This is a genomic window from Flavobacterium piscis (assembly GCF_031457575.1).
GTDB classification, from domain to species: domain Bacteria; phylum Bacteroidota; class Bacteroidia; order Flavobacteriales; family Flavobacteriaceae; genus Flavobacterium; species Flavobacterium piscis_A.
In genome coordinates, this window is the sequence record NZ_JAVDWQ010000007.1 from 125,836 (window position 1) to 148,170 (window position 22,335).

The 22,335-nt window shown below is 34.6% G+C and carries 19 protein-coding genes and 1 tRNA gene; 8 read left to right on the top strand and 12 right to left on the bottom strand.

The annotated features are described in order from the left end of the window. Nucleotides 1–40 precede the first annotated feature (40 nt). A complete protein-coding gene (gene can / locus J2W48_RS11900) occupies nucleotides 41–676 on the top strand; it encodes a carbonate dehydratase (protein ID WP_310281562.1) in 636 nt (211 codons plus the stop codon). A gap of 28 nt (nucleotides 677–704) precedes the next feature. Here can and J2W48_RS11905 read toward each other — a convergent pair whose 3' ends face one another. Next, a complete protein-coding gene (locus J2W48_RS11905; RefSeq protein WP_310281564.1) occupies nucleotides 705–1,907 on the bottom strand; it encodes an LETM1-related biofilm-associated protein in 1,203 nt (400 codons plus the stop codon). Nucleotides 1,908–2,007: 100 nt separating this feature from the next. Beyond that, nucleotides 2,008–2,535 (bottom strand): superoxide dismutase family protein, encoded by a 528-nt coding sequence (locus J2W48_RS11910; protein WP_310281566.1) that lies wholly within the window; start codon nucleotides 2,533–2,535, stop codon nucleotides 2,008–2,010. A 200-nt stretch (nucleotides 2,536–2,735) separates the two neighbouring features. Between J2W48_RS11910 and J2W48_RS11915 the strand changes: the two genes are divergently transcribed. Further along, a complete protein-coding gene (locus tag J2W48_RS11915) occupies nucleotides 2,736–3,170 on the top strand; it encodes an META domain-containing protein (protein ID WP_310281567.1) in 435 nt (144 codons plus the stop codon). 204 nt (nucleotides 3,171–3,374) lie between these two features. Then, nucleotides 3,375–3,911, top strand: a complete 537-nt coding sequence (locus J2W48_RS11920; RefSeq protein WP_310281569.1) for a DUF4251 domain-containing protein — start codon at nucleotides 3,375–3,377, stop codon at nucleotides 3,909–3,911. Nucleotides 3,912–3,960: 49 nt separating this feature from the next. Here J2W48_RS11920 and J2W48_RS11925 read toward each other — a convergent pair whose 3' ends face one another. The 9 genes from J2W48_RS11925 to J2W48_RS11965 all read right to left on the bottom strand — a co-directional run bounded on the left by J2W48_RS11925 (nucleotide 3,961) and on the right by J2W48_RS11965 (nucleotide 14,751). Next, nucleotides 3,961–5,055, bottom strand: coding sequence for a glycoside hydrolase family 18 protein (locus tag J2W48_RS11925; protein ID WP_310281571.1), 1,095 nt, complete (start codon nucleotides 5,053–5,055; stop codon nucleotides 3,961–3,963). 222 nt (nucleotides 5,056–5,277) lie between these two features. After that, entirely contained in the window at nucleotides 5,278–7,083 is a 1,806-nt protein-coding gene (locus J2W48_RS11930; protein ID WP_310281573.1) for an acyl-CoA dehydrogenase family protein, read from the bottom strand. Nucleotides 7,084–7,136: 53 nt separating this feature from the next. Next, nucleotides 7,137–7,487, bottom strand: coding sequence for a four helix bundle protein (locus J2W48_RS11935; protein WP_310281575.1), 351 nt, complete (start codon nucleotides 7,485–7,487; stop codon nucleotides 7,137–7,139). Nucleotides 7,488–7,532: 45 nt separating this feature from the next. After that, nucleotides 7,533–8,714 carry an acetyl-CoA C-acyltransferase gene (locus J2W48_RS11940; protein WP_310281577.1) on the bottom strand — a complete coding sequence of 394 codons (1,182 nt, stop codon included), beginning with the start codon at nucleotides 8,712–8,714 and terminating at the stop codon, nucleotides 7,533–7,535. 56 nt (nucleotides 8,715–8,770) lie between these two features. Beyond that, nucleotides 8,771–9,127 carry a four helix bundle protein gene (locus tag J2W48_RS11945; protein WP_310281579.1) on the bottom strand — a complete coding sequence of 119 codons (357 nt, stop codon included), beginning with the start codon at nucleotides 9,125–9,127 and terminating at the stop codon, nucleotides 8,771–8,773. Nucleotides 9,128–9,203: 76 nt separating this feature from the next. Then, nucleotides 9,204–11,594, bottom strand: a complete 2,391-nt coding sequence (locus J2W48_RS11950) for a 3-hydroxyacyl-CoA dehydrogenase/enoyl-CoA hydratase family protein (protein WP_310281581.1) — start codon at nucleotides 11,592–11,594, stop codon at nucleotides 9,204–9,206. A 68-nt stretch (nucleotides 11,595–11,662) separates the two neighbouring features. Next, a complete protein-coding gene (locus J2W48_RS11955) occupies nucleotides 11,663–12,136 on the bottom strand; it encodes a MarR family winged helix-turn-helix transcriptional regulator (RefSeq protein WP_310281583.1) in 474 nt (157 codons plus the stop codon). A 205-nt stretch (nucleotides 12,137–12,341) separates the two neighbouring features. Beyond that, entirely contained in the window at nucleotides 12,342–13,385 is a 1,044-nt protein-coding gene (locus tag J2W48_RS11960; RefSeq protein WP_310281584.1) for a helix-turn-helix transcriptional regulator, read from the bottom strand. Nucleotides 13,386–14,121: 736 nt separating this feature from the next. Next, nucleotides 14,122–14,751 (bottom strand): HD domain-containing protein, encoded by a 630-nt coding sequence (locus J2W48_RS11965; RefSeq protein ID WP_310281585.1) that lies wholly within the window; start codon nucleotides 14,749–14,751, stop codon nucleotides 14,122–14,124. Nucleotides 14,752–15,082: 331 nt separating this feature from the next. Between J2W48_RS11965 and J2W48_RS11970 the strand changes: the two genes are divergently transcribed. The 5 genes from J2W48_RS11970 to J2W48_RS11990 all read left to right on the top strand — a co-directional run bounded on the left by J2W48_RS11970 (nucleotide 15,083) and on the right by J2W48_RS11990 (nucleotide 21,343). Beyond that, nucleotides 15,083–15,204: transfer RNA gene (locus J2W48_RS11970), tRNA-OTHER, on the top strand. A gap of 243 nt (nucleotides 15,205–15,447) precedes the next feature. After that, on the top strand, nucleotides 15,448–17,688 hold the full coding sequence (locus J2W48_RS11975) for a hypothetical protein (protein ID WP_310281587.1): 2,241 nt from the start codon (nucleotides 15,448–15,450) through the stop codon (nucleotides 17,686–17,688). A gap of 277 nt (nucleotides 17,689–17,965) precedes the next feature. Further along, on the top strand, nucleotides 17,966–18,496 hold the full coding sequence (locus J2W48_RS11980; RefSeq protein ID WP_310281589.1) for a hypothetical protein: 531 nt from the start codon (nucleotides 17,966–17,968) through the stop codon (nucleotides 18,494–18,496). Nucleotides 18,497–18,762: 266 nt separating this feature from the next. Beyond that, complete coding sequence (locus J2W48_RS11985; protein ID WP_310281590.1) at nucleotides 18,763–20,184, top strand: RtcB family protein; 1,422 nt, start codon at nucleotides 18,763–18,765, stop codon at nucleotides 20,182–20,184. Nucleotides 20,185–20,542: 358 nt separating this feature from the next. Next, nucleotides 20,543–21,343 carry a TatD family hydrolase gene (locus J2W48_RS11990; protein ID WP_310281592.1) on the top strand — a complete coding sequence of 267 codons (801 nt, stop codon included), beginning with the start codon at nucleotides 20,543–20,545 and terminating at the stop codon, nucleotides 21,341–21,343. Nucleotides 21,344–21,349: 6 nt separating this feature from the next. Here the strand turns inward: J2W48_RS11990 and J2W48_RS11995 are convergent, their stop codons facing one another. Next, nucleotides 21,350–22,333 (bottom strand): HNH endonuclease, encoded by a 984-nt coding sequence (locus J2W48_RS11995; RefSeq protein ID WP_310281594.1) that lies wholly within the window; start codon nucleotides 22,331–22,333, stop codon nucleotides 21,350–21,352. Nucleotides 22,334–22,335 lie beyond the last annotated feature (2 nt).

Genomic DNA, 22,335 nt, shown 5'->3' on the forward strand with positions numbered 1-22,335 from the left:
TCTAAATAGACAGAAATGCCATTAAAAAATTAAAAAAAACATGAAAGACTTTTATAAACAAATATTAGAAAACAATAAAGAGTGGGTTGAAAAATCGTTAGCACTTGATCCTAATTTTTTCGAAGATTTAGCAAAAGGACAAACACCTCCGTTATTGTGGATTGGCTGTTCTGATAGTCGTGTTCCTGCAAATGAAATTATTGGTGCAAAACCGGGTGAAGTTTTTGTACACCGTAATATTGCCAATATGGTTGTGCATTCTGACATGAATATGTTAAGTGTTTTAGATTATGCTGTAAACGTATTGAAAGTAAAGCACGTTATTGTTTGTGGACATTATGGTTGTGGAGGTATTAAAGCGGCTATGGGCAATCAGTCTGTTGGAATTATTGATAACTGGATTCGCCATATTAAAGACGAATACCGTTTACATGATAAATATTTAAATTCTATTGAAGACGAAACTGAGCGATTTAATGCTTTTGTTGAAGTTAATGCTAAAGAACAGGTTTATAATTTAGCTAAGACTTCAATTGTACAAGGTGCCTGGAAAAATGGACAGGACTTAACACTTCATGGTTGGGTTTATGGATTGAATTCTGGTTTTGTCACGGATCTAAATGTAAATATTAGTTCTAATGATGAACTGGATGATGTTTATCAATTAAATTTATAAAAATGAATCGCCCAAAAGGGCGATTTTTTTATTCGTTTTCGTCAAGGTTTTCATTAAAAGCAGATGGCAACAGAGTAGGAATAAACTTTATTAAAATTGGTAAAAGCAGACTTCCTCCAGGGAGTAAAAAGATAGTAAGTGACGGTATAGTTTTGCAAATGTCTAAAAGTTGTTTTTTTACTTTCTTTTTTTCTTTTACATCTAAATCCCTGTGTGTAGAATGAGCTAATAAAACCATTAACTCTTTGCTTTGGACAATTTCCTTTATTAATCTGTTTTTGTTTCTTATAATTAATTTAATTACACTGTGCGTCATTTGATCATAAAAATGTTTGACAGGATTAGAATAATTAAAATAGGGAATTTTCTTTTTGTGTAATGAAATAAAATTGTTTGTTGTTGCAATGCTTTTGGTTACAAAATCATCAGGCACGCCTATCATGGAAGCTAAAGAATATAAAAAATAAGCCTCTTCATTTTCTACGACACCATCACTCCACAATGCCATCCCGGCCATATCAATTAAATAATATTGTTCCAGTTTATTGTTAAAATAATCTAATTGCAAAGTTTCTAAAGTATCAACAGTAACTTTTGAAAATTTAGTATATCGTATTGAAGCTTCAAAAAGTTTAATTAACAAATCATCATGCTGTGATTTTATAGTTTTGGTTTTTAAAGCCAAACCTACAATACCAAGAACGCTGTCTTCAATTTTCTTTAAATATTTTTCAGGGATTTCACCGTGGACAAGATATTGACTAAAAGCCAAAGCATCAATAAATAACAAAGCGTTTGTTACCAGATGCGAAAAGTTTTTGCTAATTATACTATCGTTGGTTTGTACCCTTTGATCTATAATATTTTCTAATGCTAATGAAGGGGTATCTTTAGGAAGTAAGATTTTAAATAGATTAAATCCTTCAGGGTTCATCTGTTTGTAAAATTTTAAAACTTCCGTGATAAAATTATTGGGTTCCGAGTTTCTTTTCTCTAAACAAAAAACACCATAAAGCGTATTCAATAAAGCAACCTTGGAAATTTCAGTTTTAAACCAGCCCTTTATCTGAATTGGAATTTGTGAATCTATGGAAATAATGTGCCCGTAGATAAACCCCGTTTCTCTTACTTTATTGTAAAAAGAATCAATAGTTTCAAAAGGAATAGCTTCTGAAAACTTTTGTTCGCTAAAAAATTTATCTATCCAACCTGATGCAGACGGGTTAATCATTAACTTGAGTTTGAGGATGCAAAGCTATATCTTTTTCTTATTGTAAAATTAATTTAAATGAAATAACCACTAAATTTTGTGAAATAGTGGTTATTGTTTTTTATTTGATGATTCCTGTACAAGCAACTCTGCCACCAGCATCTCCGGTAGGCTGTGTTACAAAATCATCTACTCCCTGATGTACAATTAAACCTTTTCCTAAAACATTTTTAGTTTCGTCTTCACATCCTATACACCATTCATCAGTAGTTAGGGTGATAGTTCCATTACCTTTTTCATCTGCGGTAAAATTACCAATATCTCCTTTATGATATTCAGCTTCCCCCCATTTTCCGTGTTTTTTAAAAGTAGGGTTCCAGTGTCCGCCGGCTGAACTTCCGTTTGCTGCGGTACAATCCGACTTTTCATGTATGTGTATGGCATGTACTCCGGGTGTTAGCCCCGACATTTTTGCAACGAATGTTACCTTGCCATTTTTCTCTGTAAAGTTTGCAGTTCCGGCCACTGTGCTGTTGCTTTTAGGTTCAAGGGTAACAGCTAAGGTCTTGGCGTCATTTGATTTTGTATTGGTCTTACAGCCAATTATTAAAGCTGTAATTATTGCAAAAGAAGCTATTAATTTTTTCATGTGTGAGGCTTTTAAAATTAAATAAAAGTAAATTTAGAATAAATTAAACAAATTAGAGAATGTGTGAAGTTAAAAAAAGCACAAACTAAAGCTTATAATTTTTAGAATTTTATCGCGTCCAATCAAAGAAAAAATATGTAAATTAGTAAGGATTTTTAACATAAAAATTCTTAAATCGGATTAATTTAAAATTTAGTGATATGATAAAAAATATTTCAATTTTAGTAATGGTTGCAATTCTTGTGACTTCCTGCAATGTTTTTAAATGCAAAAAAAAGGATGATACTTCTAAACTTGAAGGAAGTTGGGAACTTAATTATATTTCCGGACCCAGAATAGCATTTGATGGTTTGTATCCGGATAAAAAACCAGTTATTAATTTTAGTCTAGTTGAAAATCAGATTTCAGGAAATAACGGTTGTAATTCTTTTATGGGTAAATTTGTAGTAGAAGGTCATAAAATTGATTTTACACAACCTATGGTTACTACAAAAATGATGTGCATGGATGGTCAGGGAGAACAGGTTTTTATGAATACTTTGCAAAAAATAAATACCTATTCTATTTCTGATGATGGTAAAACATTGAACTTTATTTCTGGCGATATTGCCATGATGCGGTTTACTAAAAAATAAAATTCAATTTTATTTATTTGGCCTCAGATATAGTTTAAAACTATACATTTAGCGCATTTTTCTTTAGCTTCAAAAAAAAGCAGGCTCAAATTACACAAATTTTCGCAAATGAATTCGTGTAATTTGTGGCTAATAAGTAAGTGTTGTGACCTTGCCGACTAAAAATCATAGCTTTGGTTTAGTTAATTATTAAACAGATGTACTATGAAAACTAAATTATATGTTTTATTGATATTGTTTTCTGTGGTAAGTTTTGATGGAATAGCTCAGGAAAAAACAAAAAAAGAATTAAAAGCTGAAAACCAACTTCAAAAACAAAAAGAAACAGAAGCTTTAATTGAAGCTAAAAATTTTGTCTTTGACGTAGAAAGAGTGATGCCTCAGGGAGGAAGAATGCTTGTTTTAGACTATAATACCTATTTTGTAAAGTTTAATTCAGAAAATGTAGTAGGTGATGTACCTTTTTTTGGACGTGCTTTTAATGTAGGGTATGGATCTGACGGAGGCATTAAGTTTGAAGGTAAACCTGAAAATGTTAAAATAGAAAAAAAGAAAAAATCGTATATTATAAGGGCGATTGTAAAAGGCAAAGAGGACGTTTATGATCTTATGTTTTCTGTTTTTTATCATGGAGGGGCGACACTTTCAATCAATAGTAACAAAAGGGCTTCCATTTCTTATGATGGATACATAAGGGAACCAAAAACGGAATCGGAAAAAGATAAGATTAAGACAAACTAAAATGAAAACGGCAACTGTTTTAATAATTGCCGTTTTTTCTTTAAAAAAATTACTTAGCTGTTTTTATTTCATAAATTCTGTTTACCATTCCGTTTTGTGTTTTGTCTAAGACTAATTCCCAAAACATAATTCCGCCAAGTTTCTTTGACTTTACATATTCAGTCTTAGCTTTTATTGAAGTAATATCATCTCCTGTTGCAAATGTCTTTTCCTTTTCATTATACCAGTAAGGTGCCTTGGCTTTTTTATCCCAGAAATATTTCCAACCGTTGGCTTCAGTATAAATGTTCTCAAAGTTTTTAAAAGAAACACCTTCAGTGTGTTCACCTGCCTGATATAAACCATTATTAGTATTTGCCACATTTTTCCATGTTCTTGTGTAAAATGCTCCTCCAATTACTAATTTTTCAGCAGGTATTCCTAATTTTAATAAATACGAAACTGCTCTGTCTGTTGATTCTTCAGTTTTGTTAGTACTGTATAATGGCGTGTGATGTCCGGTAACTTTAGAATATCCATTTACCAAATCGTAGCTCATGATATTGACACGATTGACTAATGGCATTACAACTTTCCATTCTATAGATTCATCCAGGAATTTCTGAAATCCACCTGCTGCGAAACTCAGTTCGTATTTTTTGCCTAAAGTAGCACGTAATATTTTGATCAGTTCTGTGAAATTAGTTTTGTCTGCAGGTTGAAATAAATGCCCCGGAAGTCCTTCAATGGCAGGATATTCCCAATCTAAATCCAAACCATCTGTTTTAAAATAATCACTTACTTCTTTTACTGATTTAGCAAACTTTAATCTTCCTTCAGCTGTTGAAAATTCAGAAGAACATGGTTCACAACCACCCCAGCCACCTAATGACAATATAATTTTAAGTTGTGGATTTGCTGCTTTTAAAGAAACCAAATGTTTAATGGTAGTAGAATCTTTTGCAGAATCAACACTTAGTTTACCGTCTTTTAAATGACAAAAGCTAAAAATAATTTGATTCAGTTTTTTGATTTCAAATTCATTAATCATTTTTTCATCACCCGTATAATAAGCGATTACATCAAATTTTTTGTTATTTTGTGCAAAAGTACTGGTAGTACAATAACACAAGGCTAATAAGATTAGCAGATTAATTTGTTTCATTTCTATGTTTTTTGAGTTTTTTTAATGTTAAATATAAAACATTAGAAGCGAAAGTTCAACATCGATTTTCCCGAACCAGGTAAATAATATTTCCACCATATAATGTAAGGAAAGGTAAGTAGGGCATTTGTAAATGAACTTGTGGAAAAGCAAAAAAATAAAACCCGCACAGTTTCGGACAAGTGCGGGTTTAACAAATTAAAAGCTAAAAACTATTTTTTATTAGAAGCAGTATTCATTTTCTGCAACTAATTTTGAGGTAATTGTTTCTCTTAATGCCACTACATTTGGCATGTTAGTGTATTTTGTAAAACGGCGTAATCCCATTAACATCATACGTTGTTCATCACCTTCGGCAAAAGAAATGATTCCTTCTTTTCCTTTTTGGTTAACAATATCTACTGCTTTGTACAAGTATAATTTTGCCATCGCAATTTGCTCTTGTACTTTTGCTTCTCCCTGATTTTTGGCTAATTTTTCAGTTCTTAAAATAGTACTTTCTGCCATATAGATTTCGATTAGGATATCAGAAGCAGCCATTAATAACTGTTGGTGAGCATCTAAATCCGGACCATATTTTTGAACAGCGCTTCCGGCAACCATTAAGAATACTTTTTTCAGGTTAGCAATGATTCCTTTTTCTTCAGCAAATAATTCTGAAAAATCAGGTGCATCAAAAGATGGAATTCCCATTAATTCTTCAGAAACGTTCATCGCTGGTCCTAATAAATCAACATGACCTTTCATCGCCTTTTTGATTAACATACCAACAGAAAGCATTCTGTTAATTTCGTTTGTTCCTTCGTAGATTCTAGCAATACGGGCATCTCTCCAGGCACTTTCCATTGGAGTGTCTTCAGAGAATCCCATTCCACCAAAAATCTGAATTCCTTCGTCAGCACAGTTCTGAACATCTTCAGAAACAGCTACTTTCAAGATAGAACATTCTATTGCATATTCTTCAACACCTTTCAGTTCAGCTTCCTGGTGAGAAGTTCCTTCCGCTTCACGAGCAGCGATTCTGTCTTCGATATCTTTTGCTGCACGGTAAGAAGCACTTTCTCCGGCGTAAGCACTGGTTGCCATTTCAGCCAATTTAGAACGGATAGCTCCAAAACTTGCAATAGGTGTGTTAAACTGGATTCTTTCATTAGCATATTTTACTGCTCCTGAAGTTACTCTACGTTGTGCATCCAAACAGGCAGCCGCCAGTTTAATACGCCCAACATTCAGTGCATTCATCGCAATTTTAAAACCGTTTCCTCTTTCAGACAACATGTTTTCAACCGGAACTTTTGTTTCATTGAAGAAGACCTGACGAGTAGAAGAAGCACGAATTCCTAATTTATGCTCTTCTTCATTCATAGAGATTCCGTTTGACGGATCGTTTTCTACGATGAAACCTGTAATATTTTTATCATCTCCAATACGGGCAAAAACGATGAAAACGCTGCAGAAACCGGCATTCGAAATCCACATTTTTTGTCCTGTAATTTTGTAATGGGTTCCATCTTCAGATAAAACTGCTTTTGTTTTCCCAGAGTTGGCATCAGATCCTGCGCCTGGCTCAGTCAAACAATAAGCTCCAAACCATTCACCTGTAGCTAATTTAGGAACGTATTTTTTCTTTTGTTCTTCTGTTCCGTAAAGGGTGATTGGCATAGTTCCAATTCCGGTATGAGCACCAAAAGCAGTAGAGAAAGATCCAGTTGCTCCGGAAATGTAATCGCAAACCAACATTGTAGATACGAATCCCATTCCTAATCCACCGTATTCTTCAGGAACCGCAACTCCTAAAAGTCCTAATTCTCCCGCTTTACGCATACTTTCTTCTGTAAATGCGTAATCTTTTTTCTCAAAACGATTTTTGTTAGGCCAAATTTCTTTGTCCACAAACTCTTTAACAGAGTCACGCATCATTAATTGCTCTTCCGAGAAATCTTCTGGTGTAAAGATGTCTTCGCACTTTGTTTCTTTAACTAAAAACTGACCACCACGGGTTACGTTTTTTTCGATTGTATCTGCCATTGCTTTTTGTTTTTTATGAAAGAAAATAGAATATAGAGAATAGAAAACAGACTTTACTTCAATCCGTTCTGGAAGCCCATTGTCATTCTTTGAAATTCTTCTATTTTAATTTCTAATTGGTTAAATTGTGTTTCGTTTATATATCTTCTATGTGTTGCAATCAATAACTGTGTAATGAGTTCAAATGAAGAACCTAGAGAAATGTCTAAAAAATGACTGAAAGATTTATCCGTTCTTGATGAACCTTCAGCAATATTACTAGGCATTGAAACAGAACATCTGCTTATTTGAGAACTCAAATCATATCTTTCATGCTTTGGAAATTCTAATAATAAATCTGAAATATCATTAGCAATCGAAATCCCAATCTGCCAAATTTTTAAGTTCTTATAATTATGTCTCATTCTCTTATAAGCGTAAATCTATTCTCTATATTCTATTCTCTCTTTTTACAAAACCTCATAAATCCCCGCAGAACCCTGTCCAGTTCCCACACACATAGAAACAATTCCGTATTTATTACTTCTGCGTTTCATCTCATCAAATAACTGAACAGAAAGTTTAGCTCCTGTACAACCAAGTGGGTGACCTAAAGCGATTGCTCCACCGTTTACGTTTACGATATCAGGATTTAAACCTAACTCACGAATTACAGCCAAAGACTGAGAAGCAAAAGCTTCGTTTAATTCTACCAGGTCAATATCTTTCAATTCTAAACCGGCTTGTTTCAATGCTTTCGGAATTGCTTTTACTGGACCGATACCCATAATTCTTGGCTCAACACCAGAAGAAGCAAAGTTTACCAGTCTGGCAATAGGCTCAAGGTTCAGTTCTTTAACCATGTCTTCGCTCATGATTAAAACAAACGCTGCACCGTCGCTCATTTGAGAAGAGTTACCTGCAGTTACACTTCCATCGGCAGCAAAAACTGGTTTTAAACCTGCTAATGCAGCAACAGACGTTCCGGCTCTTGGACCTTCGTCTTGTTTTACAACGTATGATTTAGTTTCTTTTTTTCCGCTTTCATTGATGAAAGTCTGATCAACAGTAATCGGAACGATTTGTTTGTCGAATTTTCCTTCAGCTTGTGCTTTCAAGGCTTTCATGTGAGAGTTGTAAGCAAACTCATCCTGATCTTCTCTTGAAATTTTGTATTGGTTGGCAACCGCTTCAGCAGTTAAACCCATTCCCCAGTAGTAATCTTCGTGACCTGCAGCGGCAACTTTATAATCCGGAGTTGGTTTGTAACCTCCCATCGGAATAAAACTCATACTTTCTGCACCACCAGCGATAATACAATCTGCCATTCCAGACTGGATTTTAGCAGTTGCCATTCCGATCGTTTCTAATCCCGATGCGCAATAACGGTTTACAGTAACACCAGGAACATCTTCTACTTTTAATCCCATCAATGAGATTAAACGTCCAACGTTTAGCCCTTGTTCTGCTTCCGGCATGGCATTTCCTACCATAACGTCGTCGATACGTTTTTTGTCAAAATCAGGCAGTTCATCCATCATGAACTGAATGGTTTCTGCAGCTAATTCATCAGGTCTTTTAAATCTAAAAACTCCTTTTGGAGCTTTACCAACTGCGGTTCTATATGCTTTTACTATATATGCTGTTTTCATAAATAATTGTATTTTTCTGTATATTGTATTATTGTATACTGTAAGTTGTAAAATGTTTATTTTGTATCTAGTGAAGCCTGAAGCTTAATAAGCATGTTTTGTATATGCTGAATTTCAGATTCTAAAAAATTAAAAACCTCCTGCTCGATATATCCAATATTTTTACAAATAATTAACTGTGTTTCAAACTCAAATGCTGATCCTAATGAAATTCCTAAAAAGTTATTGAAATCTTTAGGAGATTTTCGTCCACAACCTTCCGCTATATTTGATGGAATGGACACTGCACATCTTCTAATTTGTGAAGTCAAGCCATAAATTTCATCTTTCGGAAATTTTTGAGTTTTTAAATAAGTATTGGTTACTAGCTCAATTGCTTTTTGCCAAACTTTCAATTCTTTAAAATAATTCATCTTTAAAAAATGTATATATTATTTTCATTTGTAAAATGCAGTCTGTAAATACAATATACATTTTACAATATACAATCTAGTTACGAAGTGGTTTCCCTTTAGTTAACATATACTGAATTCTCTCCAATGTTTTTCTTTCTGTACAAAGAGATAAGAAAGCTTCACGTTCGATATCTAGTAAATATTGTTCAGATACTAAAGTTGCTTCGGATAAATCACCACCTGCCATTACGTACGCCAGTTTGTTTGCGATTTTTTTATCATGTTCTGAAATGTATTTTCCAGCTTCCATTTGATCAGTTCCAACTAAGAACATTCCTAATGCTTGTTTACCTAAAACCTTCACATCAGTTCTTCTGATAGGTTGTGTGTAACCTGCTTCTGCCATTAACAAAGCATGTTTTTTAGCTTCTGCAATCTGACGGTCTTTGTTTACTACGATAACATCTTTTCCATGCTGCAAAAGTCCGGTATCAAAAGCTTCGTAACCTGAAGTTGATACTTTAGCCATAGCAATAGTCAAGAAATACTCTTGAAGAACGTTTAACTCCACATCGTTTTTGCGGAATAAATCAGACGCTCTCAAAGCCATTTCTTTAGATCCGCCGCCGCCAGGAAGTACACCAACACCAAATTCAACCAATCCCATATAGGTTTCAGCAGCAGCAACCACTTTATCAGCGTGTAAGCTCATTTCGCATCCACCACCAAAAGTCATTCCGTGAGGGGCAACTACAACTGGAATAGAAGAGTAACGAACGCGCATCATAGTGTCCTGGAACAATTTGATAGCCATGTTCAATTCGTCATATTCCTGCTCAACAGCCATCATGAAAATCATTCCGATATTAGCTCCAACAGAGAAATTCGCTGCCTGGTTTCCAATAACCAAACCTTGATATTCTTTTTCAGATAAGTCAATTGCTTTATTGATAGCCTGAAGTACATCGCCACCAATAGTATTCATTTTAGATTGGAATTCTAAGTTCAAAATTCCATCACCTAAATCCTGAATGATTGCTCCACTATTGCTCCAAACTTTTTTGCTTTCGCGGATGTTGTTCAGAATAATAAATGAATCCTGTCCAGGAACTTTTACTTGTGATTTTGTTGGGATATTATAGAAATAAGTCGCTCCTTCTTTTACAGAGTAAAAACTCTCACTTCCGGAAGCTAACATTTCATTCACCCATGCAGCTGGTTCTAAACCTTCTGCTTTCATGATTTCAATTCCGTTGGCCACACCAATCGCATCCCAAATTTCGAATGGACCATTTTCCCATCCAAAACCGGCTTTCATCGCATCGTCAATTTTGTATAATTCGTCTGAGATTTCAGGAATTCTGTTCGACACATAAGCAAACATTCCGGCGAAACTCTTACGGTAGAATTCTCCTGCTTTGTCTTTTCCTTTTACAAGAACTTTAAAACGATCAATTGGTTTATCGATAGTTTTTGTTAGTTCAAGCGTAGCAAAACTTGCTTTTTTAGCAGCGCGGTATTCTAATGTATCTAAGTCTAAAGACAATATATCTTTATCTACTTTTTTATAAAAGCCTTGTCCTGTTTTGCTTCCCAGCCATTTGTTTTCCATCATTTTGTTGACAAAATCAGGAAGTTTAAACAATTCGTGTTGTTCGTCGTTCGGGCAGTTTTCGTAGATACCGTTGGCAACGTGTACCAAAGTATCCAGACCCACAACGTCAACAGTACGGAAAGTAGCCGATTTTGGACGGCCAATTACCGGACCGGTCAATTTATCCACTTCTTCAATTGTTAATCCCATTTCTTTAACCAAATGGAATAAACTTTGGATTCCGTAAATACCAATTCTGTTTCCAATAAACGCCGGAGTGTCTTTGGCCACAACCGAAGTTTTTCCTAAGAATTTAGATCCGTATTCGTTTAAGAAATCCAATACTTCAGTTGAAGTTTTTGGACCAGGAATAATTTCAAATAATTTTAAGTAACGTGCAGGGTTAAAAAAGTGAGTTCCGCAGAAGTGTTGTTGAAAATCTTCGCTTCTTCCTTCACTCATAAAATGAATTGGAATACCGGAAGTGTTTGATGTAACCAAAGTTCCCGGCTTGCGGTACTTCTCAATTTCTTCAAAAACCGTTTTTTTGATATCCAGACGTTCTATAACAACCTCAATAATCCAGTCTACATTGGCAATTTTTGCCATATCATCAGTCGTATTTCCAGTCGTGATTCGGCTTGCGAATTTCTGACTGTAAATAGGGGATGGTTTCGATTTTAATGAATTCGCCAGGTGTTCGTTTACCAAACGGTTGCGAACAGCTTTACTCTCCAGCGTTAATCCTTTTTTAGTTTCAGCCTCTGTCAACTCGCGGGGAACGATGTCAAGCAGCAAAACTTCAACACCAATATTGGCAAAATGACAAGCTATTCCTGAACCCATAATACCGGATCCAATTACAGCAACTTTTTTAATTGTGCGTTTCATATTTGTTACTATTTTGTTTTTTATTTGAATTTGAAGTTTCCTAATTATAAAATGAGGTTATTCATTTTCTATTTTTCTGTTTGCTTCGCCAGTTCGCTGGCGCTCGTGTGATTAAATATATTTTTGTCCTGAATCAATTCATTGATGATTTCCGAAACCTCAATAAAATGTTTTAGTTTCTCGTCCGAAACATGTTTTCGAACCGTTTCATTAAATTTCAGAACTGTATTTTTTGATAATTCTCTTTTTTCTTTTCCAAATTCGGTCAGGTAGATCAAAACACCGCGGCCGTCAGTTGGGTTTTTTTTGCGAACAATCAAACCTTTGTCTTCCATCGATTTTAATGTTCTGGTCAAACTTGTGGCTTCCATTCCCATTCTTGGACCTAGAGCTGTCGATGGAGTTCCGTCTTCTTTGTCCATACTTAACAGGGCAAATCCGGTCGCCATTGTGGCATCGTACTTGGCAGCTTCCTCATTATACATTCTGGAAACAGCCTGCCATGTCGCTCTCAAAATATAATCTATTGTTTTGTCTTTCATTGTAACTATATCGATTTCAAATATAATCAAAAAATACTATGCATGCATATAATTTTATGATAATTTTTTGGTTAGTAAATAAATTTCTCTGAAAAAGAGCGATTTATGGGTTAGTTTAGAATTGAAATATACTACTCTTTTTTTAAGTTTTAAAAGATTTTTAGAGGTAAAAACTATCATTTCAATAAAAGTCATATACAAATCCTTAATTCTGTAAATGAAATCCTTCTTCCGTTTTGTCAACGTACTTTTCCAATGCTTTTTCCAATGTTTTTTTCATTCTGTTCCGCAAACCTTCAGGTTTCAGAATCTCAATCCCGCATCCAAATCCCAATAAAAGGCGTTCCATTTCGTAATTAGGTGCGATAAACAAATGAACAATAATGCTCTTGTCTTCATTCTCTGTAATCATTCTCTGCGTATGATGCAAAGGTTTGGTCAGTACATAAGGAGCATTTTCAGCATCAATCCAAAGTTCAATTTTTCTTGGCTGTAAACCTGAATTTACAGTAACACCAATTATATTTTTATAGTAAGATTCTGCATCAAAATCTTCTTCTAAATATTGAAGATTAAAATCATAATCGATAGAAATGATTCGATCCAAAGCCAAATTCGTAATAGGCTGCGAACTTTTTTTCTTTCCCACCAAAAACCAGCGATTATTGAATTCCTTCAAAATAAACGGGTGAAAATGAAACTTATTTTCTTCTCTCGACTTAAACGATTTATACGTAATGACAAGAACCACTTTTTTGATAATTGCCTGATAAATTTCATCCAGATAATGCAGCCCTTTTAAGTTATCGTTTTTATCCAAATAAATTACAGGCCTTGTGTGTGACTTTTCAGAGTAGATTTTATCCTCCAAACGCTGCAAAATATCTGAGACATCATTAAATAAAGAGAAATCCTTAAACTGTTTCAGCATCGAAACCGTCTCGGTCAAAACATTCATATCGGTTTCCGTCAGCGGGATATCCGTTATCGAAAAATCTTCATCCTCATACTTATAATACTTTTTATCATAGACAACGATCGGCGCATTATACCCCAGTTTTTCACTCCTCATCATTTGGATATCCATCTGAATCGTACGTTTGCTTATTGGAATTTTACGTCCCTCATATTCTTCCAAAGCCTGAGAACAGCATTCGATTAAATCTTCCAATGTCCATTGCCTGTATTTGTTCTGCAGGCATTTGTCAATCGTTTTGTAGCGAATTAAGGCATTTTTGTTTTGTGACATATGTTTGGGTTTGCCACAAAGGCGCTAAGGCACTAATTTTTCACGCAGATTTAGCAGATTTTTTTTCAATCTTCTATCTTTGGCTAAAAAGAAAAACTTTGCGACTTCGCGTCTTTGCGAGATTAATTTGGCTTATTTTATTTTGGGCGTGTCCCAAGGGCCGGGCTGTACACTATATCTTTTGTGGCGAACCCCGCCACAAAAGGATGCCGTTTCCATCCCTCACGCAATTACGTTAATAGAGAAATCTCTTTTTCAATATTCTTCTTCGCTTTTTAAATAAATTCCTAATGCATCGATTATTTAATCCACAGATAAAACATTTAAAATCTGCTCAATCTGCCAGATCTGCGAGAAAAAAATTGCTTATCATTATAAATTATCAATTCAACTTAGCTGTAAAATCTCCTTTTCAATATTCTTCCTCGTTTTTTTAAATAAATCCCTAATGCATCGGTTATTTAATACACAGATAAAAAACATTTAAAAATCTGCCAGATCTGCAGAATTTGCGTGAAAAAAAACTTTGCGTCTTCGCGTCTTTGCGCGATTATAAAAATCATCAATTCAACTTAGCTGTAAAATTTCCTTTTCAATATTCTTCCTCGTTTTTTATATAAATTCCTAATACATCGGTTATTTAATACACAGATAAAACATTTAAAATCTGTTTAAATCTGCAGAATCTGCGTGAAAAAAAACTTTGCGTCTTTGCGCGATTATAAAAATTATCAATTCAACTTAGCAGTAAAATCTCCTTTTCAATATTCTTCCTAGCTCTTTCTTCGTATAAATTCCTAAATTCATCAGTCTGAAAAATAAATTCATTCTCCAAAAAATGTTTAAGGGCTTTGACTCTTCCGGGTTTGTAGAGGAAATCAGGATAAATACGATATTCTTTCCGAATCTGTTCAAAATAGATTTTATAATCGTCCCAAGCTCGGGCTAGAACTTTCAAATCAAAATCGATCAGCCAGTTAATGTCTTCAATTTCATTGTGCTGATGCAGCTGAGTGGCAACAATAGCATCAAAAACCAATTGTCTATTTAAATTGGCATTCTCAGGCAAAATTGCCAACGCATATTTGGCGCTTTTGAGTTCGTTATCTTTCTTACTGCTTATATAAACGTAATCATGATAAAAAATAGCAAACAAAACTTCATTAGGACAATTAAGCTGATCAAAGTACAAGTCATAACATTCAATCATATCCTTTATATGAATGAGATTATGATAATGCCTGGATTTTTTGGAATACGCTTTTTCTAAATCAAGCCAATTCTGCTGTATCTCTTTTTCATTGAAACCAATATTCAAAAGCAGTTCAGAATATTTATGTTTAAGATCCATGATGTTTTTTCTCAAAAATAACATTCTTTTTTTACTGCGTAAAATAATTGCGCAGAAGATAACCGCAATGGTAATATTAAATCATTAAATATGATGATTTTAATAGCAGGAAAGAATTGTATTGTTGTGTGGCGTTCTAATTAGTTAATTAAGCTTCGAATTTAGTTTTTAAAAATAATTTATTTACTGCGCAAAATAACTGCGCAGTATTTCCGAAATCTTTGCTCAGGAAATAAAACAAGTTCATTGAAATAAAAAATTGGGTTAACAAGGTCAAGTATAAGTTACTTCGAAAACACTTTCCACGTACACACTTATACCATTATCGGTAAACACAATTTAAATTGAAGCAGTAGCTCAGTCGGATAGAGCATTGGTAATGTTAGTTTTGAAATTATCTTTTACAGGTCAATCAAAATTTACTTCACCGGATACCAAGGGTCGTGGGTTCGAATCCCACCTGCTTCACTATTAATGGTCAATTAAAACTTACTTCAGACAATTGGTAACTTTCGGTTCGAGTCCGAACAAGTTTTAAAATTATCAGTAATAAAAATGAGGGTCAAGATTAACTTACTTCTCGGCGGAAGCGCCTCCAGACAAACTTAGTTAATCCATTACACTCCAATTTCAGGTCAAGTGTTTCTTACTTCAAAATCTTTTAGGTAGAACTCAGAAACACCATTATCTAAATTTTAAAAATTAAAAAAAATGAAAACAAAAGAATTATTAAAAATCAGTTTGAGTCAAAACGCGATTTTCATTCCAACAGAAATGATTGCGAATGATAACAAAAATTTATCAGGAACAACATCGGTTTTAGTGGCCAATGTTTCAAAACTTGGATTTACATTTTCCGAATCGTTATTGCACGCTTTAAATAATGTAAACCCGACATATAAAATTGAAGTTTTAGAGGTCTTAAGAGAAGTTTTGGGAACAGATAAAAACTGGACACCTTTGGTGAAAGAATGGAATATTCCAACGGGAGAATCAGTTTTAGATCATATCGTGACTTATTTCGGAAATATTTTTAAAACCAAAAACGGAACGACTTTACAATGCGGACATATTATTCCGGATAATACATTCCCATTAGAAAGATACAATGGCTGTCCGTTTTGCGGAACTCCGTTTGAATTTGGTAAAATCGAAAACTTCGGTCACGGAAGCAAATTAAAAATACTCGAATTGTGGACAGAAAAAGATTTAAATGATTTCTATCTATCATTATTGCAGTCAAAAACGGCTTTAGACGCTACTCAGGTAGATAGTTTGAAAACGTCGATGCAAAATTTGCCTTTACCAAAAGTTGATATAGCAATGAAGGAAACTTTAATGTTGGTAATAGATCTTTTGATTGAAAATGGTAATGAAGCCGAAGCATCTCAATTTTTAAAAACACCAACCGATATCTTACGCTATTTATGGTTTAAGAATACAGGAATGCTTCAAATTATTGAACCAAAAACGATTATAAAGAGAACATCCAAAAATGCACAGCATTTCTACCATGTTTTGGATACAAGTGCACAAACCAAAATTGCATCTCAAAAAGATTTGAAACTTAAATATTCCCGAAAAGAATGTTTAATGGTGGCCAATTGGCTGAATAATATGGATATGGAAGTAGAGACCATGTGCGAAATCATGCATCCGAAAAGGGGAATGTGGGTTCGTTTTATCCGGGCGTTGCGTTTGGCAGAATATAGCAAAAGAAAAGGATTCGAGAAATTGAATTTTTTGATGGATGTATTTTACAATCAGGTGTATGACGTTTGGCAAAGTAAAGTAAACACATCGCGATTGAAATTTGATGCCGATAAAACATTTGCATTGTTAAAACAGCGTCCTGGATTGTTCGCACGTTCTTTATTTTCGAATATGCTTTGGTTTGGAGCTGAAGAAACAATTGCACATTTTGAAGAAATTATCGTTAAAGTTCCGGCCAGATTGGTATTCACTTTAAATATGTACGCTCAGAATTATTTTGATAAAAACATGCAAAGAAGCGTGAAACCTTTGGGTGGAACCAACAAACGAATTGCGCCAAATGCATTATTGAATTTGTACGACGAAGCACAATTGGAAGCAATGAAAAACCAAATCGAAGCATTGTGCCTTTTGGCCATGAAAAAACGATTTGCAGCGGTTGCTAATACAAACAAAACGATTTATATCGACCCGCAATTGTTTAATATGCCGGTTTCTATAGGTGATCGAAGCGATACCGTTCAGGATTTACCGGTTGCTTTAATGGGAACACGTTTCCCGATTGAAGGTAACGAAGTGCGATTGTTCATGCAATGGGGAAAAGATTTGCCGGCACAGCATTTAGATATGGATTTGAGTTGCCATATTGCGTACGAAGACAAATCAGATATGTGTTCTTTCAGTCGGTTAACCACAACAGGTTGTCAGCATAGTGGTGATATCAGAAGTATTCCAAATAAAATTGGAACCGCTGAATACATCAACATCAACATCGACGATTTGGCGAAAGCCGACGCCAAGTTTGTAACTTTTACCTGCAATGCCTACAGCAACGGAAGTATAACTCCAAATCTTGTGGTTGGTTGGATGAACAGTAAATACCCAATGAAAATCTCTGAGAAAACCGGAGTTGCCTACGATCCGTCGTGTGTAGATCATCAGGTTCGCGTTACGCAAAATATTGCCAAAGGTTTGGTTTTCGGAGTTTTGGATGTAGCCAAAAGAGAAATCGTTTGGTTAGAGATGACTTTTGGAGGTCAGGTCATACAAGGTTTGGATTTTAAAGGAGTTCAGGCATTATTGGCAAAATTAAACAGCAAATTGAATATTGGTGGTTTGTTGCAGCTTAAAGCGGAAGCACAAGGTTTGACCATTACCGAAAACGAAATTGCCGATGAGGTTTATACAGCGCAATGGGCGATAAATGCTGCGGCAGTTACGCAATTATTAATTGATTAGAGGAAAGGGCAAAGGTTCAAAGTTGCAAAGGAACAAAGATTTTTGTAGAGGCGTACTGCTGTGCGTCTTCGCAAAGTTTTTATCAAAGTAACGTACTGTTTGTCATTTCGACAGAGGAGAAATCACACGCGTGGCTCGACAAAGATTGGCGATTTTGTTTGAGGAGTTTCTAGTGTGATTTCTCCTGCGTCGAAATTGACATAAAACGCGGAAAATCATTTAATTATTATACTTTAATGCTATTTGGGATTATGAGAAATAAAAAACATTTTAGATTATGACAATCAAAGAAATAATATATAAAGCTGAAAAAAAGTTTAAAAGAATAGAACTTAGAAATGATGTTTGGGGATTTCAAATTCAGCCCAATATTAAATTTTTAAAAGGTATTAGCAGAAAAGAAATTAATCAATTACAAATATTATTTGGGTTTGATTTTCCTTGGGAATATAGAGAGATGCTTTTAATTATTAGTGGATTGGATACTGAAGAAATTTCAATCAATCCAGACCAAAAAGATGAAATAAAATTTAAGAATCTTTTTTACCAATATCCGAGAGATATTAAGGAATCAAAATGGTTAGTTCAAGATATAAATGTATTTAAAAATGATGCTGAAGCTGCGTTAACAGAAGCCGGTTTTGATGTTTCTCAAATTGTTGGTTATATCCCAATTTACAGTCATAGAGCATTGGTTGTTTTTTCAGATAAATATCTTTCTCCCGTTATTTCAGTTTGGGGTTCTGATATAATTGTATATGGAAATAATTTGAAAGAATATTTAAAGAATGAATTTGTAAGGATTTGAATTCTGTTTGTCATTTCGAAGAATGAGAAATCTCCGCAAGTAACTCCGTAACGAGAGTCCAATCTTTGTCGAGCTTCTCGCGGAGATTTCTCATTCTTCGAAATGACATAAAATACATGACACAAATAAAAAAAATCTGCAAAATCTGCGTGAACAAAAAAACTTTGCGTCTCTGCGTCTTTGCGCGAAAATTAAATAAAAAATAAATCTACGCGAAATAACTGCGCAGTACAATATAACCTTTGTACTATCAAAATACAAAAACCATGAAAACACAAATCAACGGATTTGAATTAATAGAATTAGGATTCCCTGAAGGAAAAATAATCGGAATCGCATTAAAGATAAACAACAAAAGAAACGGTTTCACACGTGATGAAATGATAACCTATTTCAAAAACGTTTTAGCAGCACCGGAAAATTATATAGACGACGCTATTTTTAGCAAACTGGCAATTGCGTTAATTGAAAAAGCAAATGAAAAACCAGAAGATTTCATCGCTTTAAACCAAAATCCGAATGCGTATGCTTCGTACGGAGCAGAGCATATCGAAGACGGAGCCAGAAAACAAATGGAAGTTGCCATGCAATTGCCCGTTACCGTTGCAGGAGCTTTGATGCCGGATGCACATCAGGGTTACGGATTGCCAATTGGCGGGGTGTTAGCTACCAAAAATGCCATTATTCCGTATGGTGTAGGGGTTGATATTGGGTGTCGAATGGCATTGTCGGTTTATGATATTCCGGAGGATTTTTATTTTGAAAACGAAGCCAAATTCAAACAGGAATTAGTTGCACATACTAAGTTTGGTGCAGGTCATGGTTTTCAGGGGCAATACAAATCAGATCACTGGGTTTTGGAAGAGAATACTTTTAATATGAATCCGTTTGTGAAGAATTTGAAAGATAAAGCCTGGTCACAATTAGGATCTTCGGGTGGTGGAAATCACTTTGTTGAATTCGGAATCATGGAATTTGCCAAAGACGATGCGGTTTTGAATATTCCAAAAGGAAAATATGTGGCTTTGTTAACACATTCCGGTTCACGCGGAATGGGTGCGACTATTGCCGGACATTACACCAAAATTGCCAAAGATGTTTGTAAACTTCCGGAGGTGGCTAAAAATTTAGCCTATTTGGATATGAAAACACAATTGGGTCAGGAATACTGGATGGCGATGAATTTGGCGGGAGATTACGCTTCGGCCTGTCATGAGATTATCCATAACAAAATGGAAAGAGCTTTAGGCGCAACTATTTTAGCCAAAGTCGAAAACCACCATAATTTTGCATGGAAAGAAGTTTGGAATGGTGAAGAAGTAATCGTGCATAGAAAAGGAGCCACTCCGGCCGGAAAAGGCGTGATGGGAATCATTCCGGGAAGTATGACCGCACCGGGATTTTTGGTGAGAGGAAAAGGCGAGGAGAATGCGATTAATTCGGCTTCCCACGGAGCAGGAAGACAAATGAGCCGAACTCAGGCGATCAAAACAATCACCAAAAACGAAATGAAAACCATTTTAAAAGACCATGGTGTAACATTAATAGGTGCAGGTCTGGACGAAGCGCCAATGGCCTACAAGGATATCAATCAGGTGATGGCAGCACAACAGGATTTGGTGGATGTCGTTGCGAAGTTTACGCCTAAAATGGTCAGAATGGCGGATGATGGGAGCCGTGAGGATTAGTGGTCAGTGGTCGGTTTTTAGTATCAGTCACAGTCACAGTTTTCAGTGTAGAGGCGCACAGCAGTGCGTCTAACACAATGTAAAGAAAATTTTATCCTGATTTTATGTCATTTCGACGTAAGGAGACTTGAGCGATAGTGAACAGGCGTAGTAAATTACACTAGAAGTTCCGTACCGAAAGTGTCAATCATTGTCGAATCCCGCGTGTGATTTCTCCTCTGTCGAAATGACAATATTGCGCTTAAAAATCTTTATCCCTTAGTGCCTTAGTGGCAAAAAAAAACAATAAAATAGAGGATACAAAGAGGAAAAAAAACTTAGAATCTTAGCCTCTTAGAACCTTAGCAACTTTAAAAAAATGAATACATATATAGATATCGGAATTAATTTAACCAATAAACAATTCCAAAACGACATAGACGATGTCGTACAAGACGCGCTTGACGCAGATGTATCGCAAATGATCCTTACCGGAACAAGCGTACGAAACAGCGAAGCCTCATTAGAAATCGCAAAACAATATCCCGGAATATTATATTCCACAGCCGGAATTCACCCGCATGATGCGAAAAGTTTTGATGCACAGAGCATTTCAAAACTGCGGAATTTATTAAAACACAAACAGGTAGTTTCAGTAGGCGAGTGCGGACTCGATTTTGATCGTGACTTTTCGCCCAGAAATAGTCAGGAAGCGTGTTACAAAGCGCAATTAGAATTAGCGATTGAAGTTCAGAAACCTTTGTTTTTGCACGAAAGAGCGGCTTTTACCAGGTTTATGGAAATTACAAAAGACTATTTGCCACAATTGCCAAAAGCTGTTGTGCACTGTTTTACCGGAAGTCTGTCCGAAGCCAAAACCTATCTCGATAACGGATTCTATCTTGGTTTTACCGGAGCGATTTCAGACAGCAAACGTTTCGCTCATTTAAAAGAAGTGATTCAATACGTTCCGCTTGACCGAATGATGATCGAAACTGATGCGCCATTCATGCTGCCGAAAAATGTTCCAAACAGTCTTTTAAAGAAATACCACGAACGAAGATGCGAACCTGCTTTTCTGCCTTTTGTTGCAGGAACTGTGGCGCAGTTTAAAAGGGTTTCTTTGGATAAGGTTTCGGAGGAAACGGCGAAGAATGCTAAAATCTTTTTTGGGATTTAAGAATGTCTAATCTATTATTTTGTTAATATCATTCTTTAAAAGCTTAATCTCTTTATATAGATCTTGCGTAAATTTTGCCATAGGTCTTAGTAGAATATCATTTTCAGTCATATAATTTCCAGAAATTAATCTTTCAAAAGGTACTTTGCTATGAGGTAATTTTTCTGCGTAAAATTTTTTTAAATCGTCCAAATATGAATTATTGTATATGTAAGACTTAATTATGATTTCTTCAGCAATATCTTTATGTTCATTATAAATTTTATTTATATGAAAGTTGTTATCAATAGAAGTTTTTTTGTGCGTTATTCTATATGGATCGTTGAAAATAATTTTTAAATCATTGTTATTGAAACTATTAAAAAAATTAATTACACTTGATTTATCTAAATTAAAAGTATATTCATTTTTTGGAAGAGTTTCGCAATAAAAATCAAATTTTATTGGACGATCAGATTTATTATGATTGCATTTGAAGCAAGCAGGAACAAGATTAATTAATGATACTGAAAAATGAGGGTATTCTGAACTAGGAAGGACATGATCAAATTGAAATCTAGCTTCAAATACATTTTTTTCTTTTTCAATTGCAGTAGTATAATTAGCATTGCAGTAGACACAAGCTTTTATATTTAATGAATAAAAAAATGAAGGTAAAAATTCATTTCTTAAATCAGAATAATTAAAAATTGTTTTGATAACCTCCTTAAAATCTTCATTTTTCTTTTTGTAAAAAAAAATGCCAGTAGGAACTTTTCCAATAGCTGTTTTATAGTTCTTAATACTCTTTTTATTTAGTTTAATGAAGTTTTCATTTTTTAAGATTCTAATTAATTTATTTAAATAATTTGTTTGTTGAATATCTAATTTGTGTGAATGGTTTTTTCTAAAATTAATAAGCTTACTGTAAAGTTTTTTGTTTAATATGGTTATTTCTTTATCAAACTTTACAATATTAGCGATTAGTATCTTTTCATTTATTTGAACCATTT

Bases quoted from the DNA above. Each gene is read 5' to 3' on its own strand.
- J2W48_RS11905 (WP_310281564.1), bottom strand. From the start codon at position 1,907: ATGATTAACCCGTCTGCATCAGGTTGGATAGATAAATTTTTTAGCGAA.
- J2W48_RS11935 (WP_310281575.1), bottom strand. From the start codon at position 7,487: ATGAGACATAATTATAAGAACTTAAAAATTTGGCAGATTGGGATTTCG.
- J2W48_RS11950 (WP_310281581.1), bottom strand. From the start codon at position 11,594: ATGAAACGCACAATTAAAAAAGTTGCTGTAATTGGATCCGGTATTATG.
- J2W48_RS11960 (WP_310281584.1), bottom strand. From the start codon at position 13,385: ATGTCACAAAACAAAAATGCCTTAATTCGCTACAAAACGATTGACAAA.
- J2W48_RS11940 (WP_310281577.1), bottom strand. From the start codon at position 8,714: ATGAAAACAGCATATATAGTAAAAGCATATAGAACCGCAGTTGGTAAA.
- can (WP_310281562.1), top strand. From the start codon at position 41: ATGAAAGACTTTTATAAACAAATATTAGAAAACAATAAAGAGTGGGTT.
- J2W48_RS11925 (WP_310281571.1), bottom strand. From the start codon at position 5,055: ATGAAACAAATTAATCTGCTAATCTTATTAGCCTTGTGTTATTGTACT.
- J2W48_RS11910 (WP_310281566.1), bottom strand. From the start codon at position 2,535: ATGAAAAAATTAATAGCTTCTTTTGCAATAATTACAGCTTTAATAATT.
- J2W48_RS11945 (WP_310281579.1), bottom strand. From the start codon at position 9,127: ATGAATTATTTTAAAGAATTGAAAGTTTGGCAAAAAGCAATTGAGCTA.
- J2W48_RS11920 (WP_310281569.1), top strand. From the start codon at position 3,375: ATGAAAACTAAATTATATGTTTTATTGATATTGTTTTCTGTGGTAAGT.
- J2W48_RS11930 (WP_310281573.1), bottom strand. From the start codon at position 7,083: ATGGCAGATACAATCGAAAAAAACGTAACCCGTGGTGGTCAGTTTTTA.
- J2W48_RS11990 (WP_310281592.1), top strand. From the start codon at position 20,543: ATGAATACATATATAGATATCGGAATTAATTTAACCAATAAACAATTC.
- J2W48_RS11975 (WP_310281587.1), top strand. From the start codon at position 15,448: ATGAAAACAAAAGAATTATTAAAAATCAGTTTGAGTCAAAACGCGATT.
- J2W48_RS11915 (WP_310281567.1), top strand. From the start codon at position 2,736: ATGATAAAAAATATTTCAATTTTAGTAATGGTTGCAATTCTTGTGACT.
- J2W48_RS11995 (WP_310281594.1), bottom strand. From the start codon at position 22,333: ATGGTTCAAATAAATGAAAAGATACTAATCGCTAATATTGTAAAGTTT.
- J2W48_RS11985 (WP_310281590.1), top strand. From the start codon at position 18,763: ATGAAAACACAAATCAACGGATTTGAATTAATAGAATTAGGATTCCCT.
- J2W48_RS11980 (WP_310281589.1), top strand. From the start codon at position 17,966: ATGACAATCAAAGAAATAATATATAAAGCTGAAAAAAAGTTTAAAAGA.
- J2W48_RS11955 (WP_310281583.1), bottom strand. From the start codon at position 12,136: ATGAAAGACAAAACAATAGATTATATTTTGAGAGCGACATGGCAGGCT.